The following is a 17,834-nucleotide window of genomic DNA, read 5'->3' on the forward strand; positions in this document are numbered from 1 at the left end:
CGTTTAGGCTCTGGCTGTCAGCGTGAGGCCAGAGCGAGGAAACGTCATGAGTGTCAAACCGGGCTGGCAGGGCCGGTACTTCGAGGACTTCGAAGTCGGGGACGTGTATCAGCATCCACTCGGCAGGACCGTCTCCGAGGCGGACAACACCTGGTTCACGCTCCTCACGATGAACACCAACCAGATGCACTTCAACGCGGAGTACGCGGCGAAGTCGGAGTTCGGCAAGCCCCTCGTGGTCTCCACCTTCACGGTGGCCATCGCCGTCGGGCAGAGCGTCACCGACCTCACCCAGAACGCCTTCGCCAACCTGGGCTGGACCGACATCCGGATGACCCACCCGGTGTTCGCGGGCGACACGCTGTGGAGCGAGTCGATCGTGCTGGAGAAGCGCGAGTCCGGCAGCCGCCCGCACGCCGGCATCGTCACCGTGAAGACCAGGACGCTCAACCAGGACGGCAAGGAGGTCTGCTCGTTCAAGCGGACCTTCTACGTCTACCGGCGCGGCGCCGAGCAGATCGAGGGCCTGTTCCCGACAGCGGAACAGCCGCTCGCCCTGGAGGACTGAGTGCGCATCACCTACGGCCCGTGGGGCGAGACCCTGGAGGAGCAGGCGGCCGCCGCCCGCGCCGCCGAGGAGGCGGGCGCGGAGGTCGTGTGGGTGCCCGAGCTGCACCGCAGCGCGACCGTGTCGGCCGCGGCGCTCGCCCAGGCCACCGGCACCGCCCGGGTCGGCACCGCGATCGCGCTGGCGTTCACCCGCAGCCCGATGGTGACCGCGCTGGAGGCGCTCGACCTGGACGAGCTGTCCGGCGGCCGGTTCGTGCTCGGGCTCGGCTCCGGGGTCAAGCGGCTCAACGAGGACTGGCACAACGCCCGCTGGGGCAAGCCGGTCGGCCACCTGCGCGAGACCGTCCGCTACCTGCGCCACTTCTGGGAGCACTGCGGCACCGGCGAGCCGATGGTGCTCGAAGGCGAGCACGAGCCGATGCGGATCGTCGGCTACCAGCGCCCCTTCCCGGTCGTCCGCACCCGGATCCCGATCTACCTGGCGGCCGTCGGCCCGGCGATGACCAGGCTCGCCGCCGAGATCGGCGACGGCTGGATCTCCCACGAGCTGTGCTCGCCCTCCTACCTGGCCGAGCGCATCCTGCCGGAGATCGAGGCCGGGCTCGCCAAGGCCCACGTCGATGAGCGCGGCAAGGGGCGCGGCGACCTCGACCTCGTCGTCTCCGCCGCCTGCTCGGTCGACGACGACCCGAAGCTGGCCCGCCGCCGCGCCGCCGGACTGGTCGGCTTCTACGCGAGCGTGCGCAGCTACGCGGACTTCTTCGCCTTCCACGACCTGGCCGCCGAGCAGGAGGCCGTGATCGAGGCCTTCCGCGGCGGGCGCGGCGCCGACCATCTCGGGGACGTGGTGACCGACCGCATGGTGGACGCTCTCACCCTCGCCGGCACCCACGACGAGGTACGGGAGCGGATCGCCGCCTACGAGGGCCTCGCCGGCTCCGTCAAGCTGACCCCGCCCACGCACGGCCTGCCGGCCGCCGAGACCAGGGCGGCGCAGCGATCCATCATCCGCCTCATCGCCGACATCACGGGAGGACGAGCGTGAGACCGCTGGAAGACGTCCGGATCATCGCCGTCGAGCAGTACGGCGCGGGCCCGTTCGGCAGCGTGCACCTGGCCGACCTGGGCGCCGAGGTGATCAAGATCGAGGACCCGAGGGCCGGCGGCGACGTCGGCCGCTACGTGCCCCCGTACGCCGAGGGCGAGGACTCGCTGTTCTTCGAGACCTTCAACCGCAACAAGCGCAGCCTCTCCCTGGACCTGTCCAGCCCGGAGGGCCGCGCGGTCTTCGAGGACCTCGTCAAGGTCAGCGACGCCGTCTACAGCAACCTGCGCGGCGACGTGCCGGCCAAGATCGGCATCACCTACGACGACCTCAAGCACCTCAACCCGGCCATCGTGTGCTGCTCGCTGACCGGCTTCGGCATGACCGGGCCGCGCAGCAAGGAGCCCGGCTACGACTACGTGCTCCAGGGCCTGGCCGGGTGGATGGACCTCACCGGCGACCCGGAGGGCCCGCCGACCAAGTCGGGCCTGTCGATGGTCGACTACTCCGGCGGGTTCGTGGCGGCCATCTCGCTGCTGGCCGGCCTGCACGCGGCCCGCAGGGACGGGGTCGGCATGGACTGCGACGTCAGCCTGTACGACACCGCCATAGGGCTGCTGACCTACCCGGCGGTCTGGCACCTCAACGCCGGGTTCGTCCCCGAGCGCACCCGTCACTCGGCGCACCCGTCGCTGGTGCCGTTCCAGGCGTTCGAGGCGGCCGACGGGTGGCTGGTGGTCGGCTGCGCCAAGGAGAAGTTCTGGCAGCGGCTCGCCGTGGTGATCGGTCACCCCGAGTGGGCCGGCGACCCGCGCTTCGCCACCTTCGCCGACCGGCGGCGCAACAAGGACGTGCTGCTGCCCCTGCTGGAGGAGATCTTCCGGCGGCGCACGGTCGACGAGTGGCTGAAGCCGCTCTACGCCGCCTCCATCCCGTGCGGCCCGATCAACGACGTGCCCGCGGCCATGAAGGAGGAGCACACCCTCGCCCGCGACCTCCTGGTGGAGACCGAGCACCCGCACTGGGGCACCGTCCGCCAGGTCGCCTCCCCGGTCCGGGTCGGCGCCGACCGTCCCGCCTACCGCCGCGCGCCCCGCCGCAACGAGGACTTCGGCCACGTCGTCCGCGACCTCCTCGGCTACGACGACACCCGGATCGACGCCCTCACCAGCGCCGGCGCCTTCGGCCCGCTTCCCGACGGCGACACCACGCCGGCTTCCGGCGGCGCTGTCCCGGCTTCCGGTGGGGACGGCGCGCAGACTTCCGGTGGCGAGGCCCCGGCCTCCGGCGGGAACACCGCGTCGGCTTCCGGCGGCGCTGTCTCGGCTTCCGGTGGGGACGGCGCGCAGACTTCCGGTGGCGAGGCCCCGGCCTCCGGCGGGAACACCGCGTCGGCTTCCGGCGGCGGGGCGGCTGCCTCCGGTGGTGGGGCTTCGGAGGGTGTGGGGGCGGTGGGGTCGTGACCGTCGCGCGTACTCTCGTGGCCTGGGCGCTCGGGCCCGGGCCGGCGGGCGCGCCCGAGGAGGTGCGGGAGGCCGCGTGCAGGCATCTGCTCGACGGGTTCGGCACCGCCGTCGCGGGCGGCCGGGCCGGGGCGGCGGCGCCCGCGATCGCCGTCGCCCGCGGGCTCGGGGGGCCGCCCGAGTCGGGGATTCCCGGGACCGGGGGGCGCGGGTCGGCGGTGGCGGCGGCGCTGGCCACCGGGACGCTCGTGCACGCGCTCGACTTCGACGACACGCACGCGGGCGGGCTGGTGCACGCGACCGCCGCGGTGCTGCCCGCCGCGCTCGCCGTCGGTGAGCAGACCGGCGCGAGCGGCGCCGAGACGCTCGCCGCCGCCATCGCCGGGTACGAGACCGTGTGCCGGCTCGGCGCCGCCGCGCCGCACGCCTTCCACGCCCGCGGCCTGCACGCCACCATGGCGTGCGGCGTGCTGGCCGCCGCCGTCGTGGCGGCCCGGCTGATGCGCCTCGACCCCGCCACCGCCGTGGACGCGCTGGGCATCGCCGGCAGCCAGGCGGGGGGCCTGCTGGAGTTCCTGTCGACCGGCGCGTCCACCAAGCAGCTGCACCCCGGCCTGGCCTCGGCGTCCGGCATCCTGGCCGCCCGGCTCGCGGCGGCCGGCGCCAGCGGTCCCGACACCGTGATCGAGGGTCCGCACGGCCTCTACGCGGCCCTGGCCGCCCGCCCCGCGGACATCGCCCGCATCACCGACGGCCTGGGCGAGACGTGGGAGACCACCCGCATCACCGTCAAGCCGTACCCGGCCTGCCAGCTCATGCACGCCACCCTGGACGCCGCCGCCGATGCCCTCCGCGAAGCAACTCTGGGCGACAAGACCGCCCAGCCGCGTACGACCTCGCACGACGGGGAGACCCGCCCGCCGCGCCCCGGTGAGGAGGCTCGCGCGGCCCGGCCTGGCGACGAGGCCCGTGGGGACCGGCCCGGCGTGGAGGCTCGCGCGGCCCGGCCCGGCGAAGAGGCCCGTGGGGACCGGCCCGGCGGGGAAACCCGCGCGGCTCGGCTCGGTGAGGAGGTGGTCGAGGTGATCGCGTATGTGCATCCCGACAGTGCCTCCATCGTGTGCGAGCCCGCCGACCGCAAGGTCGCGCCGCGCACCCCGTACGACGCGAAGTTCTCGCTGCCCTGGAGTGTGGCCGCGCTGTTGCTGGACGGGGAGGTGACGCTCGGCACGTACGAGCCCGGCAGGTTGCGACGACACGACGTCGCCGCGCTCGCGGCCCGGGTCCGCACCGAAGTCACCCCGTTCCCCGGCGTCGCCGCCGACGCGCCCGGCCACGTGCGGCTGCGGCTGGCCGGCGGGCGGGAGGTCGAGGGCAGGGTGCCGAGCAGCGCCGGCGGCCCGGGCAACCCGCTGAGCGAGGCCGCGCTGCTCGCCAAGTTCACCGCCAACGCGGGCGGGCCGTCACCGGAGGCGGACGAGCTGGCTCGCCGGATCCGCGCGCTGGCCGCCGAGCCCGACCTGACCGCCATCGCCGCGCTCGCCGACCGGCTCGCGGCCCCGGAGGAGAACGCATGACACTCAACGCCATCCGTCCCGACCACTTCCCCTGGTTCCGCTACGAGGGGTACTCCTTCTCGCTCGGCCTCACGCACGGCGCCGACGCCTGGCTGTCCGGCCACTCGGCCAGCGAGCACGACCCGGAGAGCGGCCGCATGGTGGTCAGGGGCGGCATGACCGACCAGGCCAGGACCGCGTACGCGAAGATCGAGAGGATCCTGGAGGCCGCGGGACTCACCTTCCAGGACGTCACCAAGATCACCGAGAACGTCACCGTCCACGGCCTCGGCCACTACCCGGAGGCCGAGGCCGTCCGGCAGGAGGTCTTCGGCGAGCACCGGCCCGCCGTCAGCACGGTGATCGTGGAGCGGCTGCTGCGCCCGGCGGCGTTCATCGAGATCGAGGTGCACGCGAGCCCCGGCGGGCCCAAGGCCGTCTCCGGGGGCGGGGTGGCCGAGACGGCCGACGGCGCCGTGTTCCTGCCGACCCTGCTGCCCGTCGACGAGCACGGCGCGGTGGTGCACGAGGGCGACCTGGTCGGCCAGTACGCCTACTGCCTGGACAAGGCCGACCGGCTGCTGCGCGGCGCCGGGCTGTCGCTCGACGCCGCCGTGACCACGTACGACTACAGCACCCCCGCCACCCGCGACGTCTACCGGCGCACCCACCGGGCGCGCAAGGAGCGGCTCGGCGGCGCGGGCGTCTACCCGGGCGCGGGCGGCATCCTGATGAGCGAGCTGCACCGGCCTGGCGTGCTCGTCGCGCTGGAGGTCACCGCCTCCCGCCACCCGCTGGAGGCCGTCAACCCCGGCTGGTCCCGCTACGACACGCTCACCTACACGCCCGGCGTCAAGGCCGGCGGCATGCTGTGGATGAGCGGCTTCGCCTCGCTCGACATGGAGACGCAGGAGGTCCTGCACCCCGGCGACGTGGTCGCCCAGGCCGAGGTCACCTACGACGCGATCGGGCAGGTGCTGGCCGCCGCCGGGGCCGGGCCGGAGCACCTGATCTCCACGATCGAGTTCGTCTGCCCGGACGGGCTGGCCGGCTACCGGGGCGTGGCGGGCGTGCGCAAGGAGCGGCTGCGCGAGCCGTGGCCCGCCTCCACCGGCGCACTCTGCGCCGGCCTGCTGCGGCCGGAGTTCCTGCTGGAGGTCTTCCCCACGGCGGTGCTGCCATGAGCCTGCTGAGCGACGAGCTCCGCGCCATGATCGGCACGGAGGTCACCTACACCGCGCCGGAGGAGCTGGGCCGGGCCGCCATCCGCTACTTCGCCAAGGCAGTCGGCGACGACAACCCGCTCTACACCGACGACGCCTACGCCCGCGAGCACGGCCTCCCGGGCGTGGTCGCGCCGCCGACGCTGATCTGCGAGACCAACCAGTACGCCGACGTGCCGCCCGACGCCGACGGGTACGCGGGCCACGACTGGCACATCGACATCCCGGGCAGCAGGAAGGTGCGCGGCGGCAACACGTACACCTTCCACCGGCACGTCCGCCCGGACGACGTGATCACCGCCACCTGGCGGCTGGAGGGCGCGACCGAGCGCCGCACGTCCGGAGGGCAGGACATGCTCGTCGTCTCCTCCGTCGCCACTTACACCAACCAGGACGGCGACCTGCTCTGCACCAACGAGGAGACCATCATCTACGTCGCGCGGAAGGAGGACCGGTGACAGCACCGCGGGTCACACCCGGCGCGGAGGTGCCGCCGCTGGAGCGGACCATCGACCTGCGCGCCATGGTCGCCTACGCCGGCGCCACCTGGGACTGGCACCGGCTCCACTACGACCCCGACTACCTGGCGCCGCGCGGGCTGCCGGCGCCGGTCGTGGACGGGCAGGTGTTCGGCGCGCTCCTGGCCGAGCAGGTGCAGGACTGGCTCGGGCCGCGCGCGTTCGTGCGCCGCCTGCACTTCCGGTTCAAGAACCTCGTCTTCGCCGGTGAGACCGTCCGCTGCGTCGGCCGGGTGACCGCCGTCGAGGGCGGCGTCGTCCAGGTCGAGCAGCGGGTGCTCATCATCGACGGCGACCTGCCGGAGCGGGTGGCGGTCGAGCCGGCCGGAGCGGAGATCGTGCTCGGCGGGGAGGCCTCATGACCGCCGTCGCCATCGCCGGCGCCGCCGAGAGCGACCTCGGCGTCACCGGCAGGTCGATACTCGGGCTGCAGGCCCAGGCGGTGACCAGGGCCCTGGCCGACGCCGGGCTCACCCTCGCCGACGTGGACGGCGTGGCCACCACCGGGGTGTCCCGGTTCTCGGCCACCCAGCTCGCCGAGTATCTCGGGCTGCGCCCGTCCTGGACCGACTCCACCTTCGCGGGCGGGTCGGCGTTCGAGATGTACGTCGCCCGCGCGGTCCAGGCCATCGAGGCCGGCCAGTGCTCCACCGTCGTCGTCTCGTTCGCGTCCAACCAGCGCTCGGCGCGGTCCAGGTCGCTCGGCGGCGTGGTGGAGACGCACACGCCCGAGGCGCAGTTCGAGACGCCCTACGGGCCGCTGTACCCGATCTCGTACTACGCCATGGCCGCCCAGCAGTACCTGCACCGCTACGGCGGCACCCGCGAGCAGCTCGCCGAGGTCGCGGTCGCGGCCCGCGAGTGGGCGCTGCTCAACCCGGCCGCCTACCGGCACGGGGCCGGGCCGCTCAGGGCCGCCGAGGTGCTCGCCGCGCCCATGGTGTCCACGCCGCTCACCTCGGCCGACTGCTGCCTGGTGACCGACGGCGGCGGCGCGATCGTGCTCACCTCGCTGGAGCGGGCCCGCGACCTGCGCAGGCCGCCGGTCCGCGTGCTCGGCTACGGCGAGCGCACCACGAACACGTCGATGACCGCCGTCGACGACCTGACCGTGACCGGCGCCGTCGAGGCGGGCCGCGACGCGTTCGCCCGCGCCGGGCTCACCCCGGCCGACGTGGACGTGGCCGAGGTGTACGACTCGTTCACCATCACGGTCGTGCTCACCCTGGAGGCGCTCGGGTTCTGCGGCCGGGGCGAGGCGCTCGACTGGATCGCCGGCGGGCGCATCCGCCCGGGCGGCGACTTCCCGCTCGACACCTCGGGCGGCGGCCTGTCGTACTGCCACCCCGGCCAGTACGGGGTGCTGCTGCTCGTCGAGGCCGTGCGCCAGCTGCGCGGCGAGTGCGGCCAGCGGCAGGTGCCGGGCGCGGAGGTCGCGCTCGCCCACGGCACCGGCGGCATCCTGTCCACGCACGCGACCGTCCTGCTGGGGGTGGACCGGTGAACGCGCCAGAACCCGACGAGGTCACCCTGCCCTGGTGGGAGGCCACCCGGGAGAGGCGGCTGCTCGTGCAGCGCTGCTCCTGCGGGCACGCCCAGCACCCGCCCAGGGCGCTCTGCACCGCGTGCGGCGCCACCGAGGGCCTGGGCTGGCTCGACGCCTCCGGCGAGGCCGCGGTCGACGCCTGCACCGTGGTCCAGCGGGCGATGCCCGGCTTCACGCCCCCGTACGTCGTCGCCAGGGTGCGGCTCGCCGAAGGCGTGCTGCTGCTGTCCAACGTGGTCACCGACGAGCCCGGCGCGGTCGGGATCGGCGACCCGCTCCGGCTGGACTGGCGCCCGCTGCCCGACGGTCGCGCCCTGCCGGTGTTCGTCCCCCTTGAAAGGCACGAAAGGTAATCATGGACTTCGAGCTGAACGAGGAGCAGCGGGACTTCCGCGCCCTGCTGCGCGCGTTCGTCGACAAGGAGATCGTGCCCGTCGCGCGCGACTGGGAGCACTCCGGCCGGTACCCGACGGAGATCGTCGACGGGTTCAAGGAGCTGGGCCTGTTCGGCATCACCGTCCCCGAGGAGTACGGCGGCCTCGACCTGGACCCGGTGTCGTTCGCGCTGGTCTTCGAGGAGATCTCGCGCGGCTGGATGGGCGTGGCCGGCATCCTCGGCAGCCACTCCCTGGCCTGCCGCATGATCGCCATGCACGGCACCGACGACCAGAAGCGGCGCTACCTGCCCGGGCTGGCCACCGGCGAGCGCCGCACCGGCATCGGCCTGACCGAGCCGGACGCCGGCACCGACCTGCAGGGCATCCGCACCACCGCGCGGCGCGAGGGCGACCACTACGTCGTCAGCGGCACCAAGACGTGGATCACCAACGCCCGCTACGCCGACCCGCTGCCGGTGCTCGTCAAGACCGACCCGGCGACCACGCCCGCGCACAAGGGCATGAGCGTCCTGCTCGTCGAGGCGGACACCCCCGGCTACCAGGTCACCAAGGACATCCCGAAGCTCGGCTACAAGGGCACCGAGTCGTGCGAGATCGTGCTCGACGACGTGCGCGTCCCGGCCTCGAACCTGCTCGGCGGCATCGAGGGGCGAGGCATGCAGCAGGCGCTGTCCGCCCTGGAGTGGGGCCGGGTCAACATCGCCGCCCGCTCCGTCGGCATCGCCCAGCGCGCCTACGACGAGGCCCTGGCCTACTCCCGCCAGCGCAGGGCGTTCGGGCAGCCGATCGGCGACTTCCAGGCCGTGCAGATCCAGCTCGCCTCCCTGGCCACCACGCTGCAGGCGGCGAGGCTCATGGCGTACTGGGCCGCCGACCAGGTCAGGAAGGGCCGCGCGGACGCGCAGACCGGCATGGCGAAGATCTTCTGCTCGGAGGTCGCGCTGGAGTCCGCGATCAGCTCGCTCAAGGTCCACGGCGGGTACGGCTACTCCACCGAGTACGAGGTCGAGCGGCTCTACCGTGACTCGGTGCTGATGAGCATCGGCGAGGGCACCAACGACGTGCTGCGCACGGTGGTGGCCAGGTCGCTGTCGCGCGGCGACGTCAAGGTCGGGTGAGCGGCATGGCCCGATCCCACCTGTACGTGCCGGGCGACGCGCCGGACAAGCTGGGCAAGGCGCTCGGCAGGGGCGCGGACGCGCTCATCGTCGACCTGGAGGACGCCGTCCCGCCCGCGGGCAAGGACGCGGCCAGGGAGGCGGTGGCCGGCTGGCTGCGGGAGACCGATCCCGGGCCGGTGGAGCTGTGGGTCCGGGTGAACCCCGGCTCGCTGCGCGAGGCGGACGTCCGCGCCGTGGCCACCGCGCCGTCGCTGGCCGGGCTGGTCGTGGCCAAGGTCGAGAGCGCCGCCGAGCTGGCCGAGCTCGACACCCTGCTCACCGCGCTGGGCGCGGACGGGGTGCCGGTGGTGCCGCTGCTGGAGTCCGCCTCGGCGCTCTTCCAGGCGCTGGAGATCGCGCGCGGGCCCCGGGTGGCCCGTCTGCAGGTGGGCGAGGCCGACCTGCGCGCCGACACCGGCGTCACCACCGGGCCGGACGAGCGGGAGCTGCTCTGGGCCCGTTCCCAGGTCGTGTTCGCGTCGGCCGCCGCGGGGATCTCCTCGCCGGTCGGGCCGGTGTCCACCGACTTCCGCGACCTCGATGCCCTGCGGGCGTCCACGGAGGCGATCGCCCGGCTCGGGTACGCGGGCCGCGCCTGCATCCACCCGGCCCAGATCGCGGTCGTCAACGAGGTGTTCACCCCGTCGGCCGAGCGGGTCGCCTGGGCCAGGGACCTGGTCGAGCGGTTCGAGGCGAGCGGGTCGGGCGTGCTGCTCGACTCGGCCGGGCGGATGGTCGACGAGGCCGTGGTCCGCCAGGCCCGCCGCGTCCTCGGCATGGCCCGATGAACGCGGCCGTTCCGTGCGGGCTGCGGGATCGGCTCGCCGCTGTCACCGGGGTCTGGGAGGGGAGCTATACGCACCTGTCCCCGGCGGGGGAGGTGCGGGACACGTACGCGTCGCGCCAGGAGACCCGTCTGGAGGGGGACCGCTGGTACGAGCGGATCGTCTACCGGAGGCCCGGCCACGACCCCGAGGTGCTGGACTTCCGCGCCCGCTTCGAGGGCGGCGAGCTGCGCTTCGACGACCCGTCGTTCGAGGGGCGGGCGGTGCTGGTGGAGGGGCGCTTCCTGGTGTTCCCGTACCGGTGGACCGCCGACCCGGGGACCGAGGTGGTCGAGCTGATCACCTTCGCGGACGACGACTACAAGGCGCGGCTCTGGCAGCGCTTCCGTGACGGCCGGCTCGAAGGCGTCACGGTGATCGAGGAACGCCGGGTGCCCGGCGCGACGGCGGAGGTGTGGCACTGATGACGCGCGTGGTCGACCTCGACGGTCCCGGCCTCGACTGGCGGGAGGTCGTCATGCCCGCGAGCTCGGGCCCCGTCCGGCTGGTGCGGTTGCACGCGGCCGGCGAGGCGTCGGTGTCGCTGGTCCGCTTCCCCGCCGGCTGGAGCAGGCCGGACACCGGGCACTACCCGTGCGCGGAGGAGTTCGTGGTGCTGGACGGCCTGATCTCGGTCAGCGGCACCGGCTTCCCCGCCGGGACCTACGCCTACCTCCCGCCGTCCACGCCCCGTACGGCGAGCGTCGCGGGCCCCGGCGGCTGCCTGGCCGTCGCCTGGTTCTCCGGCCCGCCCGCCTGGAAGGACGGCCTGCCGGACGGGCCCGCGCCGCGGGTGGTCCACGGGCCCGTCGCCGAGGCGCTGCGGGTGGAGGACGACGTCATCCGGGCCCGCGGCTCCGCGTCCGGTGTCCCGGAGCCGCGGGGCCTCGTGTCGGGCGGCGACGTGGAGGTGCTCTCCCTCACGGCCCGCACCTGGGCGTACGGCTCCGGCGTCCCGGACCTCCCCGGCCCCCTCCTCACCCGCTTCTGGCCCACCGCCTGATCCCCGGGAGGCGTGGCACCCGCGCAGGGTGGCGTGGGCGCCACCCTGCGCGGGTGCTCACGGGGTCGTCATCAGCGCGGGTTCCAGGAGGCCCGTGACGTCTGCGCGGGTGGCCAGGCCGCGGACCTCCTTGGCGAGGGCCGTGACCGCCTCGGGGGACAGGACGCGTGCGGCGTTGAGGGCGTACTTCCGCTCCAGCTCGTCGATGCTGAGCGGGTGCTCGGGGCCGCCGCGTGAGCTGTGGACGCGGTGCTCCAGCCGCCGCCCGTCGCGGGTGCGCACCCGCAGCACGGCCGAGAACGCCCGCGGGAACTCCTCCGAGCACTGCTCGTCGGCCACCACCCGGACCCGCGTGGCCAGCGCCAGCCGGCGCTCGTCGCGGAACGCTGTCTCGGTGAAGTCGTCCAGGTGCAGGCCCAGCCCGCCGCCGCCGACCAGCGCGCTGGCCACGGTGTAGGGGCCGGAGAACTTCGCGTGGTACGGGGTGCGCGGGCGGATCTTCTCCTCGTACGGCTCCCCGATCGTGCGCAGCGGGGCCGCGGCCACACCGAGCTCGATCTCGTCCACGTCCTCGGGTCGCAGCCCCTCGGCGCGCAGCGCGAGGGCGGCGTCGATGCCGGGGTGGGTGAAGTGGTTGGACGGGTACGGCTTGTAGACCGTGCGCAGCAGCTCCCAATCCTCCCCGAGCCCGGCGGTGATCGCTTCGGCGTCGTAGCGCCCGTCGAGGAACGCCTGGAAGAAGCCGAAACGCCCCTCGAAGACCGTCGGCGGCCCGGTCACCCCTTCGGCCGCCATGGCGGCGGCCACCACGCCGGAGTGCGCCGCCCAGCCGCAGTGGACGCGCTTGACGGTGCCGCCGGTGCGGTTGGCCTCGATGACCCCGGCGCCCATGCTGGCGGCGATGCCCATGGCGTCCGCGATGCCTGCCGCGTCCAGCCCCATGAGCAGGGCCGAGGCGGCGGCCGCGCCGACGGTGCCGCAGATGGAGGTGGCGTGCCAGCCCTTCTCGAAGAAGAGCGAGTTGCGCAGCTCGGGCAGGTAGGAGGCCATGCCGAGCCGGTTGGTGATCTCGTCGCCGACCGCGATGGCCTGGCACAGGGCCGCGCCGCTCGCCCGTACCGACTCCGCGACCGCCAGCGCGGCGGGCACGACCGAGGCGGACGGGTGGAGCACCGACGGTAGGTGGGTGTCGTCGAAGTCGAGCGCGTGCGCGAGCGTGCCGTTGACCAGGGCGGCCGAGGGGGCGGGCAGCGCGAGCGCGTGGCCGAGCACGGAGCACTCGCCGGCGCCGCCCCACCGCCCGGCCAGCCGCCGCACCGCCTCGTGCGGCTCCTGCGGGCCGGTCAGCTCCTGGGCGGCCAGGCAGTTGCCGAACGTGTCGAGCACCCGGCCCGTGACGTCGGCCATAACGGGCTCGGGCAGCCCGTCACGGGCGGCCGCGGCGAACTCGGCGAGAGCGGAGACGATCGTCATGACGCCAGCACCGCGAGCGGCCGGACCGGTGCGCCGGTGGCGCCGACGACCGGCAGCGGGTTGAGCACGAGCAGGAACTCGGGCACGCCCAGCTCCCGCAGCTCGGTGAGCCGCATCGTCTCCACGATGTTCACCCCAGACTCGACCAGGAGGATCCGGTGCACGGGCAGCACGGAGTGGCCGCGGCCCGCCTGGATCTGCTCGAAGGCGACGGTCTCGCCGCCGGCCACCCGCACGCCCTGCTCGGCCAGCCAGCGGGCCGCGTCCGGACCGGGGCCGGGCACGCCGCCCTCCTCGCCGATGAACCGGCCGGGCCGGTCCCACTCCCGAGACCAGCCGGTGCCGATGAGCACCGCGTCGCCGGGCCGGATCCGCACGCCGGCCCGGTCCCGCGCGGCCTCCAGGTCGGCGCGGGTCACCTCGTAGCCGGGCGGGAGCACGTCGGCGCCGTGCAGGGCGGCCACGTCGAGCAGTACCCCGCGTCCCACGTACGGGGGGAAGGCGTCGATGCCCAGCCGGGACAGGCCCTGGTGCGACTGGACCCCGGCGGCCTCGACGCCGCCGTACAGGTAGCCGTCCTGTGAGACGTGGCCGAGCGCGTCGACGTGGGTGCCCACGTGGCCGCCGGTCAGGATCACCTCGTTGGCGGCCGAGCCGCCGTCCTCGCGCACCATGTCGCCGTGCCGGCGCTCGATGACCATCCGGAACCGCGGATGGCTCGGTGACTGCGGCATGCCCGTCCGCATGGGCTGCGCGAGGTCGACGATTTTGGCACCGTCGAGGCGCTCCCAGAGCGTCGGCAGCGTGCTCGTCTCGGTCATCACACGATCCCCTTGTCTCGCAGGGCGGCCAGATCCTCGGCGCTCACGCCGAGCCCGCCCCACACGTCGTCGTTGTCGGCGCCCCTGGCGCGGCCGCTCCAGCGGATGGAGCCGGGCGTCGCCGAGAGGCGGAAGAGCACGTTCTGCATCCGCAGCGGCCCGAGGTCCTCGTCGTCGACCGTGGTGATCGTGTCGAGGGCCTGGTACTGCGGGTCCGCGAACACGTCGCGGATGTCGTAGATGGGGGCGACCGCCGCCTGGGCCGCCTCGAACTCGCGTACCACCTCGTCCAGGTCGCGTTCGGCGATCCAGCCGCCGACGTACGCGTCGAGCAGGTCGGCGTGCTCCGCGCGCTCGGCCCCGGAGGCGAACCACGGCTCGTCGATCACCTCGGGGTGCCCGACCAGGCGCATGACCCGCTCGGCGATGGAGTTCGCCGAGGTGGAGATCGCCACCCAGCGGCCGTCCCTGGTCTGGTAGGTGTTGCGCGGCGCGTTGTTGACCGAGCGGTTGCCGGTGCGCGGCTGGACCCGGCCGAGCTGGTCCCACACCATGGGCTGCGGGCCGAGCAGGGTGACCAGCGGCTCGATGATGGCCAGGTCGACGACCTGACCGCGGCCGGTGCCGCCGGGGCTGTCGCGGTGGTGCAGCGCCATCGTGACGGCGCTCACGCAGGTCAGCGCCGCCACGCCGTCGGCCAGGCCGAACGGCGGCAGCGTCGGCGGCCCGTCCGGCTCGCCGGTGACCGCCGCGAAGCCGCTCATCGACTCGGCGAGGGTGCCGAACCCGGGCCTCCTGGAGTACGGGCCGTGCTGCCCGAAGCCGGTCACCCGGGCGATCACCAGCCGGGGGTTGAGCTCCAGCAGCGTGTCAGGGGACAGGCCCCAGCGCTCCAGGGTGCCGGGACGGAAGTTCTCGATCAGCACGTCGGCCCGGGCGAGCAGCCGTTTGAGCAGGTCGGCGCCCTCGGGCCGCCCCAGGTTGGCGGTCACGGTCCGCTTGTTGCGGCCGAGCATCTTCCACCACAGGCCGATCCCGTCCTTGCTCGCGCCGTGGGTGCGGGAGGGGTCGCCGCGGTCGGGGTGCTCGACCTTGACGACGTCGGCGCCGTAGTCGCCCAGGATCGTCGCCGCCAGGGGGCCCGCGAACAGGGTGGCCGCGTCGACCACCACCAGGCCTGCCAGGGGACCCGGCGGCGCGGTGCGCTGGTCGTCGGTCGCTGATCGGTCCCTCGGGACGATCTGCTCTGCCTCCACGGAATCGGCCTCCTCAGATGGCTGGATGTGCGTCAGGCCAGTCGGTGCCCGCGTCGCCGCACGGTGCGGCGGGAACCCGGGGCCGCGAATCGCCGCAGGACAGCGTCCGGCACCGGGTCTTCCCAATATATTGAAACAGCGTTACTGTGTGCGGAACAACCCCGCCTGAGTGCCAACCTGGAGCTCTTCGCAATGATCTACCTCGTCTACCGGATGAAACTGCGTTCCCGGGCGCGGCAGGACATGAAGGGCTTCTGGCAGTGGCTGGAAGACCGGGAAAGCTGGTTCTACCGGGATCTGCCGATGGTCAGCGAGGTCCGCTGGTACTACAGCGCCGTCGGCGACGTCTACACGCTGGAGAACTGGGCGGCCTTCGAGGACGAGGCGGCCTGGGGCGAGTACCGCAAGGCGCTGTCCACTCTCAAGGCGGACGACGGCTGGGAGAACCAGCGGGTCAGCCAGGACGAGTGGTGGGAGTTCCTGGACACGCGAATTGTCACCGATCTTCCTGCGCGCGTCGGTTTTCACCGCCAAGGTAGATAGCCGATTCTGATCGTTTCCTTGGAGGACAGATGCCGACCAAGAACGCCGGCACCGCGACCAGCGGGAAGGCGCCCGCGAGGGAGAACTCCGGCCAGGCCATCGCCACCGTCGAGCGGGCCGCGGACGTGCTCATGCACTTCGCCGAGACCCCCTCGAACACGCTGGGCGTGACCGAGATCGCCGAGGCGCTGGGCATGTCCAAGGCCGCCGTGCACCGGATCCTCGCCTCGCTGCGCGTGCGCGGGCTGATCGAACTGGACCAGTCGACCCGGCGCTACTCGCTCGGCGTCGGCGCGATGCGGCTGGGCCTGGCCTATCTCGACCGGATCGACGTGCGGCGGATCGCCGCGCCGGAGCTGGTGACGCTCTCCCAGCGCACCGACGAGACGGCCACCCTGTCGATCCGCACCGGTAACTACCGGATATACGTGGACCAGGTGACCCCGGCCCGCGAGGTCATCATGAGCGTGAACCTCGGCGTGGCCCACCCGCTGCACGCGGGCGCCTCGTCCAAGGCCTTCCTCGCCTTCCTCACCGAGGAGGAGATGGAGAACTACCTGTCGCTCGGCGCGCTGGAGCCGCTGACCGGCAACACCATCGTCGACAAGGCCCGGCTCCGCAGGGAACTGGCCTCGATCCGCGAGGGCGGCTACGCCCAGTCCTTCTCCGAGCGCATGTCCGGCGCGGCCTCCGTGGCGGCGCCCATCCTCGACCACCACGGCAGGCCGGTGGCGGTCGTCAGCGTCTGCGGGCCGGTGGAGCGCTTCCGCGCCGAGGTCGGGGAATGCGTCGCGAGGCTTCTCGAATCAACCGCACGACTGTCCGCCCAGATGGGCTGGAACGCATCCGAAAGGGGGTGACGGCCGGTACCCCCGGGCCCGGCCATCTCCATGTCTCGATACGACCTTCTCGTCAAGGGTGGCACCGTCGTCCTGCCGTACCACGGCGAAATCCGCGCAGACCTGGCGGTCTCCAACGGCAAGGTCGCCGCCCTGGCCGACGACATCCCGGCCGCCGAAGCCGATGAGGTGGTCGACGCCCGCGGCAAGGTGGTGCTCCCCGGCGCCGTCGACGCCCACTTCCACCTCGGCATCTACCGGGACCTGGCGCTCGACGCCTTCGAGGAGACCCGCTCCTCGCTGGTCGGCGGCGCCACCACGGTGCTGTCGTACTTCCGCACCGGCTCCCACTACCTCGACCGTACGGGACCGTACAAGGAGATCTTCCCCGAGGTGCTGAACGCGGTGGCGGGCCGCACCTGGACCGACTACGCCTTCCACCTGGCGCCGATGACGGTGGACCAGATCGCCGAGATCCCCATGCTGGTGGAGGAGCACGGGGTCACCTCGTTCAAGTACTACATGTTCTACAAGGGGTTCGACCTGGCGGCCAACAGCCGCGACGCGCGCTCCTTCACCATGGGCGACGAGTACGACCTGGGCCACCTCTACCTGCTGATGGAGCAGATCACCGCGGTCCAGAAGGCGAACCCGGACAAGCGGCTCTCGGTGTCGCTGCACTGCGAGCAGTCGGAGCTCATGCGGGTCTTCATCGACCGCGTACGGGCCGACGGAGACCCGCAGACGCTGCGCGCCTACCACGAGGGCCGCCCGCCGCTGACCGAGCGGGTCGCCATCGGCGAGGCCACCACGCTGGCCTCGCACACCGGCACCAACCTCAACCTGCTCCACCTGTCGAGCGCGGAGGCCGTGGACGCGGTCGCGCTGGCCCGCCGCTCGTTCGGCGGTGACCTGCGCGCCGAGACGACCCTGCACCACCTGTGCCTGGACCACGACACCCTGGACGCGACCGGCAGCCTCGGCGGCAAGGTCAACCCGCCCATCCGCACCAAGGCCGACAACGAGGCGCTGTGGCGGCACGCGGCCGAGGGCACCATCGACTGGGTGGCCTCCGACCACGCCTGCTGCATGGAGGCCGAGAAGGGCGACCAGCTCTGGCCGGCCCGCCCCGGCTTCGGCGGCACCGCCCTGCTCTACCCGGTGCTGTTCTCCGAGGGGCACCGCAAGCGCGGCCTGTCGCTGTCCAGGATCGCCGAGCTGGCCTCGGCCAACCCGGCCCGCGCCTACAACCTGTGGGGCCGCAAGGGCAGCCTCATGGTCGGCTTCGACGCCGACCTGACCGTGGTCGACCCCGAGCTGGCGCAGCCGGTCACCAACGAGGTGTGCCTGTCGGGCCAGGACCACACCCCGTTCGAGGGGGTCGAGCTCACCGGCTGGCCCGTCGTCACTGCCGTCGGCGGGCAGGTGCGCTTCCGTGACGGCGAGACCGTCGGCGAGCCCACCGGCCGCTACGCACGCCACTGACCTGCGTTGATCAGGGGTCGCTCAAACATCAGACCTATTGACAGGGTTCTTGGGCGACCCCTAGCTTTTTCCATTGAAACGCTGTTTCGTTTTGTGGAACGACTCTGGCAC

General features: G+C 73.2%; 19 protein-coding genes. 16 read left to right on the forward strand and 3 right to left on the reverse strand.

Going from position 1 to position 17,834, the window contains the following annotated elements:
* Positions 1–46 precede the first annotated feature (46 nt).
* From ACZ6YG_RS09085 to ACZ6YG_RS09145, 13 genes are read left to right on the forward strand one after another with little or no spacing between them, the layout of a single operon-like run.
* Entirely contained in the window at positions 47–568 is a 522-nt protein-coding gene (locus tag ACZ6YG_RS09085) for a MaoC family dehydratase (protein ID WP_219549164.1), read from the forward strand.
* Positions 569–1,615: an LLM class flavin-dependent oxidoreductase gene (locus ACZ6YG_RS09090; RefSeq protein WP_148033463.1), complete on the forward strand. Its 1,047-nt coding sequence runs from the start codon at positions 569–571 to the stop codon at positions 1,613–1,615.
* Positions 1,612–3,078 (forward strand): CoA transferase, encoded by a 1,467-nt coding sequence (locus tag ACZ6YG_RS09095; protein ID WP_466017622.1) that lies wholly within the window; start codon positions 1,612–1,614, stop codon positions 3,076–3,078. Before ACZ6YG_RS09090 ends, ACZ6YG_RS09095 begins: the two co-directional genes overlap by 4 nt.
* On the forward strand, positions 3,075–4,655 hold the full coding sequence (locus ACZ6YG_RS09100) for an MmgE/PrpD family protein (RefSeq protein WP_466017623.1): 1,581 nt from the start codon (positions 3,075–3,077) through the stop codon (positions 4,653–4,655). The genes ACZ6YG_RS09095 and ACZ6YG_RS09100 overlap by 4 nt, the downstream gene beginning before the upstream one ends.
* On the forward strand, positions 4,652–5,818 hold the full coding sequence (locus ACZ6YG_RS09105) for a RidA family protein (RefSeq protein WP_466017624.1): 1,167 nt from the start codon (positions 4,652–4,654) through the stop codon (positions 5,816–5,818). The genes ACZ6YG_RS09100 and ACZ6YG_RS09105 overlap by 4 nt, the downstream gene beginning before the upstream one ends.
* Complete coding sequence (locus ACZ6YG_RS09110) at positions 5,815–6,315, forward strand: FAS1-like dehydratase domain-containing protein (RefSeq protein ID WP_148033461.1); 501 nt, start codon at positions 5,815–5,817, stop codon at positions 6,313–6,315. The genes ACZ6YG_RS09105 and ACZ6YG_RS09110 overlap by 4 nt, the downstream gene beginning before the upstream one ends.
* Positions 6,312–6,737 carry a MaoC/PaaZ C-terminal domain-containing protein gene (locus ACZ6YG_RS09115; protein WP_148033460.1) on the forward strand — a complete coding sequence of 142 codons (426 nt, stop codon included), beginning with the start codon at positions 6,312–6,314 and terminating at the stop codon, positions 6,735–6,737. Before ACZ6YG_RS09110 ends, ACZ6YG_RS09115 begins: the two co-directional genes overlap by 4 nt.
* A complete protein-coding gene (locus ACZ6YG_RS09120; protein WP_466017625.1) occupies positions 6,734–7,879 on the forward strand; it encodes an acetyl-CoA acetyltransferase in 1,146 nt (381 codons plus the stop codon). Before ACZ6YG_RS09115 ends, ACZ6YG_RS09120 begins: the two co-directional genes overlap by 4 nt.
* Complete coding sequence (locus tag ACZ6YG_RS09125) at positions 7,876–8,274, forward strand: Zn-ribbon domain-containing OB-fold protein (protein ID WP_148033458.1); 399 nt, start codon at positions 7,876–7,878, stop codon at positions 8,272–8,274. Before ACZ6YG_RS09120 ends, ACZ6YG_RS09125 begins: the two co-directional genes overlap by 4 nt.
* A 2-nt stretch (positions 8,275–8,276) precedes the next feature.
* Positions 8,277–9,437 carry an acyl-CoA dehydrogenase family protein gene (locus ACZ6YG_RS09130; RefSeq protein ID WP_148033457.1) on the forward strand — a complete coding sequence of 387 codons (1,161 nt, stop codon included), beginning with the start codon at positions 8,277–8,279 and terminating at the stop codon, positions 9,435–9,437.
* A 5-nt stretch (positions 9,438–9,442) separates the two neighbouring features.
* On the forward strand, positions 9,443–10,267 hold the full coding sequence (locus tag ACZ6YG_RS09135) for an HpcH/HpaI aldolase/citrate lyase family protein (RefSeq protein WP_466017626.1): 825 nt from the start codon (positions 9,443–9,445) through the stop codon (positions 10,265–10,267).
* Positions 10,264–10,728 (forward strand): DUF3598 family protein, encoded by a 465-nt coding sequence (locus tag ACZ6YG_RS09140; RefSeq protein WP_466017627.1) that lies wholly within the window; start codon positions 10,264–10,266, stop codon positions 10,726–10,728. Before ACZ6YG_RS09135 ends, ACZ6YG_RS09140 begins: the two co-directional genes overlap by 4 nt.
* On the forward strand, positions 10,728–11,306 hold the full coding sequence (locus ACZ6YG_RS09145) for a cupin domain-containing protein (RefSeq protein WP_466017628.1): 579 nt from the start codon (positions 10,728–10,730) through the stop codon (positions 11,304–11,306). Before ACZ6YG_RS09140 ends, ACZ6YG_RS09145 begins: the two co-directional genes overlap by 1 nt.
* Positions 11,307–11,363: 57 nt before the next feature.
* Here ACZ6YG_RS09145 and ACZ6YG_RS09150 read toward each other — a convergent pair whose 3' ends face one another.
* The 3 genes from ACZ6YG_RS09150 to ACZ6YG_RS09160 are packed head-to-tail and all read right to left on the reverse strand — an operon-like array spanning position 11,364 to position 14,856.
* Positions 11,364–12,779 (reverse strand): MmgE/PrpD family protein, encoded by a 1,416-nt coding sequence (locus tag ACZ6YG_RS09150; RefSeq protein WP_466017629.1) that lies wholly within the window; start codon positions 12,777–12,779, stop codon positions 11,364–11,366.
* Positions 12,776–13,600 carry a cyclase family protein gene (locus ACZ6YG_RS09155; protein WP_466017630.1) on the reverse strand — a complete coding sequence of 275 codons (825 nt, stop codon included), beginning with the start codon at positions 13,598–13,600 and terminating at the stop codon, positions 12,776–12,778. The genes ACZ6YG_RS09150 and ACZ6YG_RS09155 overlap by 4 nt, the downstream gene beginning before the upstream one ends.
* A complete protein-coding gene (locus ACZ6YG_RS09160) occupies positions 13,600–14,856 on the reverse strand; it encodes a CaiB/BaiF CoA transferase family protein (protein WP_261808753.1) in 1,257 nt (418 codons plus the stop codon). Before ACZ6YG_RS09160 ends, ACZ6YG_RS09155 begins: the two co-directional genes overlap by 1 nt.
* A 192-nt stretch (positions 14,857–15,048) precedes the next feature.
* On the opposite strand from ACZ6YG_RS09160, the gene ACZ6YG_RS09165 reads away from it, so the two are divergent.
* The 3 genes from ACZ6YG_RS09165 to ACZ6YG_RS09175 are packed head-to-tail and all read left to right on the forward strand — an operon-like array spanning position 15,049 to position 17,723.
* A complete protein-coding gene (locus ACZ6YG_RS09165; protein WP_148033451.1) occupies positions 15,049–15,399 on the forward strand; it encodes a ferredoxin reductase domain-containing protein in 351 nt (116 codons plus the stop codon).
* Between the two features lie 29 nt (positions 15,400–15,428).
* Positions 15,429–16,259 carry an IclR family transcriptional regulator gene (locus tag ACZ6YG_RS09170; RefSeq protein WP_148033450.1) on the forward strand — a complete coding sequence of 277 codons (831 nt, stop codon included), beginning with the start codon at positions 15,429–15,431 and terminating at the stop codon, positions 16,257–16,259.
* 30 nt (positions 16,260–16,289) lie between these two features.
* Positions 16,290–17,723: a dihydroorotase gene (locus ACZ6YG_RS09175; RefSeq protein ID WP_271280145.1), complete on the forward strand. Its 1,434-nt coding sequence runs from the start codon at positions 16,290–16,292 to the stop codon at positions 17,721–17,723.
* The last annotated feature ends 111 nt before the right edge of the window (positions 17,724–17,834 follow it).

This window comes from Nonomuraea sp. NPDC054003 (assembly GCF_055585125.1).

What these genes read in the sequence shown, in the direction of transcription:
- ACZ6YG_RS09085 (WP_219549164.1), top strand. Translation starts at nt 47, where the DNA reads ATGAGTGTCAAACCGGGCTGGCAGGGCCGGTACTTCGAGGACTTCGAA.
- ACZ6YG_RS09105 (WP_466017624.1), top strand. Translation starts at nt 4,652, where the DNA reads ATGACACTCAACGCCATCCGTCCCGACCACTTCCCCTGGTTCCGCTAC.
- ACZ6YG_RS09110 (WP_148033461.1), top strand. Translation starts at nt 5,815, where the DNA reads ATGAGCCTGCTGAGCGACGAGCTCCGCGCCATGATCGGCACGGAGGTC.
- ACZ6YG_RS09120 (WP_466017625.1), top strand. Translation starts at nt 6,734, where the DNA reads ATGACCGCCGTCGCCATCGCCGGCGCCGCCGAGAGCGACCTCGGCGTC.
- ACZ6YG_RS09130 (WP_148033457.1), top strand. Translation starts at nt 8,277, where the DNA reads ATGGACTTCGAGCTGAACGAGGAGCAGCGGGACTTCCGCGCCCTGCTG.
- ACZ6YG_RS09135 (WP_466017626.1), top strand. Translation starts at nt 9,443, where the DNA reads ATGGCCCGATCCCACCTGTACGTGCCGGGCGACGCGCCGGACAAGCTG.
- ACZ6YG_RS09140 (WP_466017627.1), top strand. Translation starts at nt 10,264, where the DNA reads ATGAACGCGGCCGTTCCGTGCGGGCTGCGGGATCGGCTCGCCGCTGTC.
- ACZ6YG_RS09145 (WP_466017628.1), top strand. Translation starts at nt 10,728, where the DNA reads ATGACGCGCGTGGTCGACCTCGACGGTCCCGGCCTCGACTGGCGGGAG.
- ACZ6YG_RS09150 (WP_466017629.1), bottom strand. Translation starts at nt 12,779, where the DNA reads ATGACGATCGTCTCCGCTCTCGCCGAGTTCGCCGCGGCCGCCCGTGAC.
- ACZ6YG_RS09155 (WP_466017630.1), bottom strand. Translation starts at nt 13,600, where the DNA reads ATGACCGAGACGAGCACGCTGCCGACGCTCTGGGAGCGCCTCGACGGT.
- ACZ6YG_RS09165 (WP_148033451.1), top strand. Translation starts at nt 15,049, where the DNA reads ATGATCTACCTCGTCTACCGGATGAAACTGCGTTCCCGGGCGCGGCAG.
- ACZ6YG_RS09170 (WP_148033450.1), top strand. Translation starts at nt 15,429, where the DNA reads ATGCCGACCAAGAACGCCGGCACCGCGACCAGCGGGAAGGCGCCCGCG.
- ACZ6YG_RS09175 (WP_271280145.1), top strand. Translation starts at nt 16,290, where the DNA reads ATGTCTCGATACGACCTTCTCGTCAAGGGTGGCACCGTCGTCCTGCCG.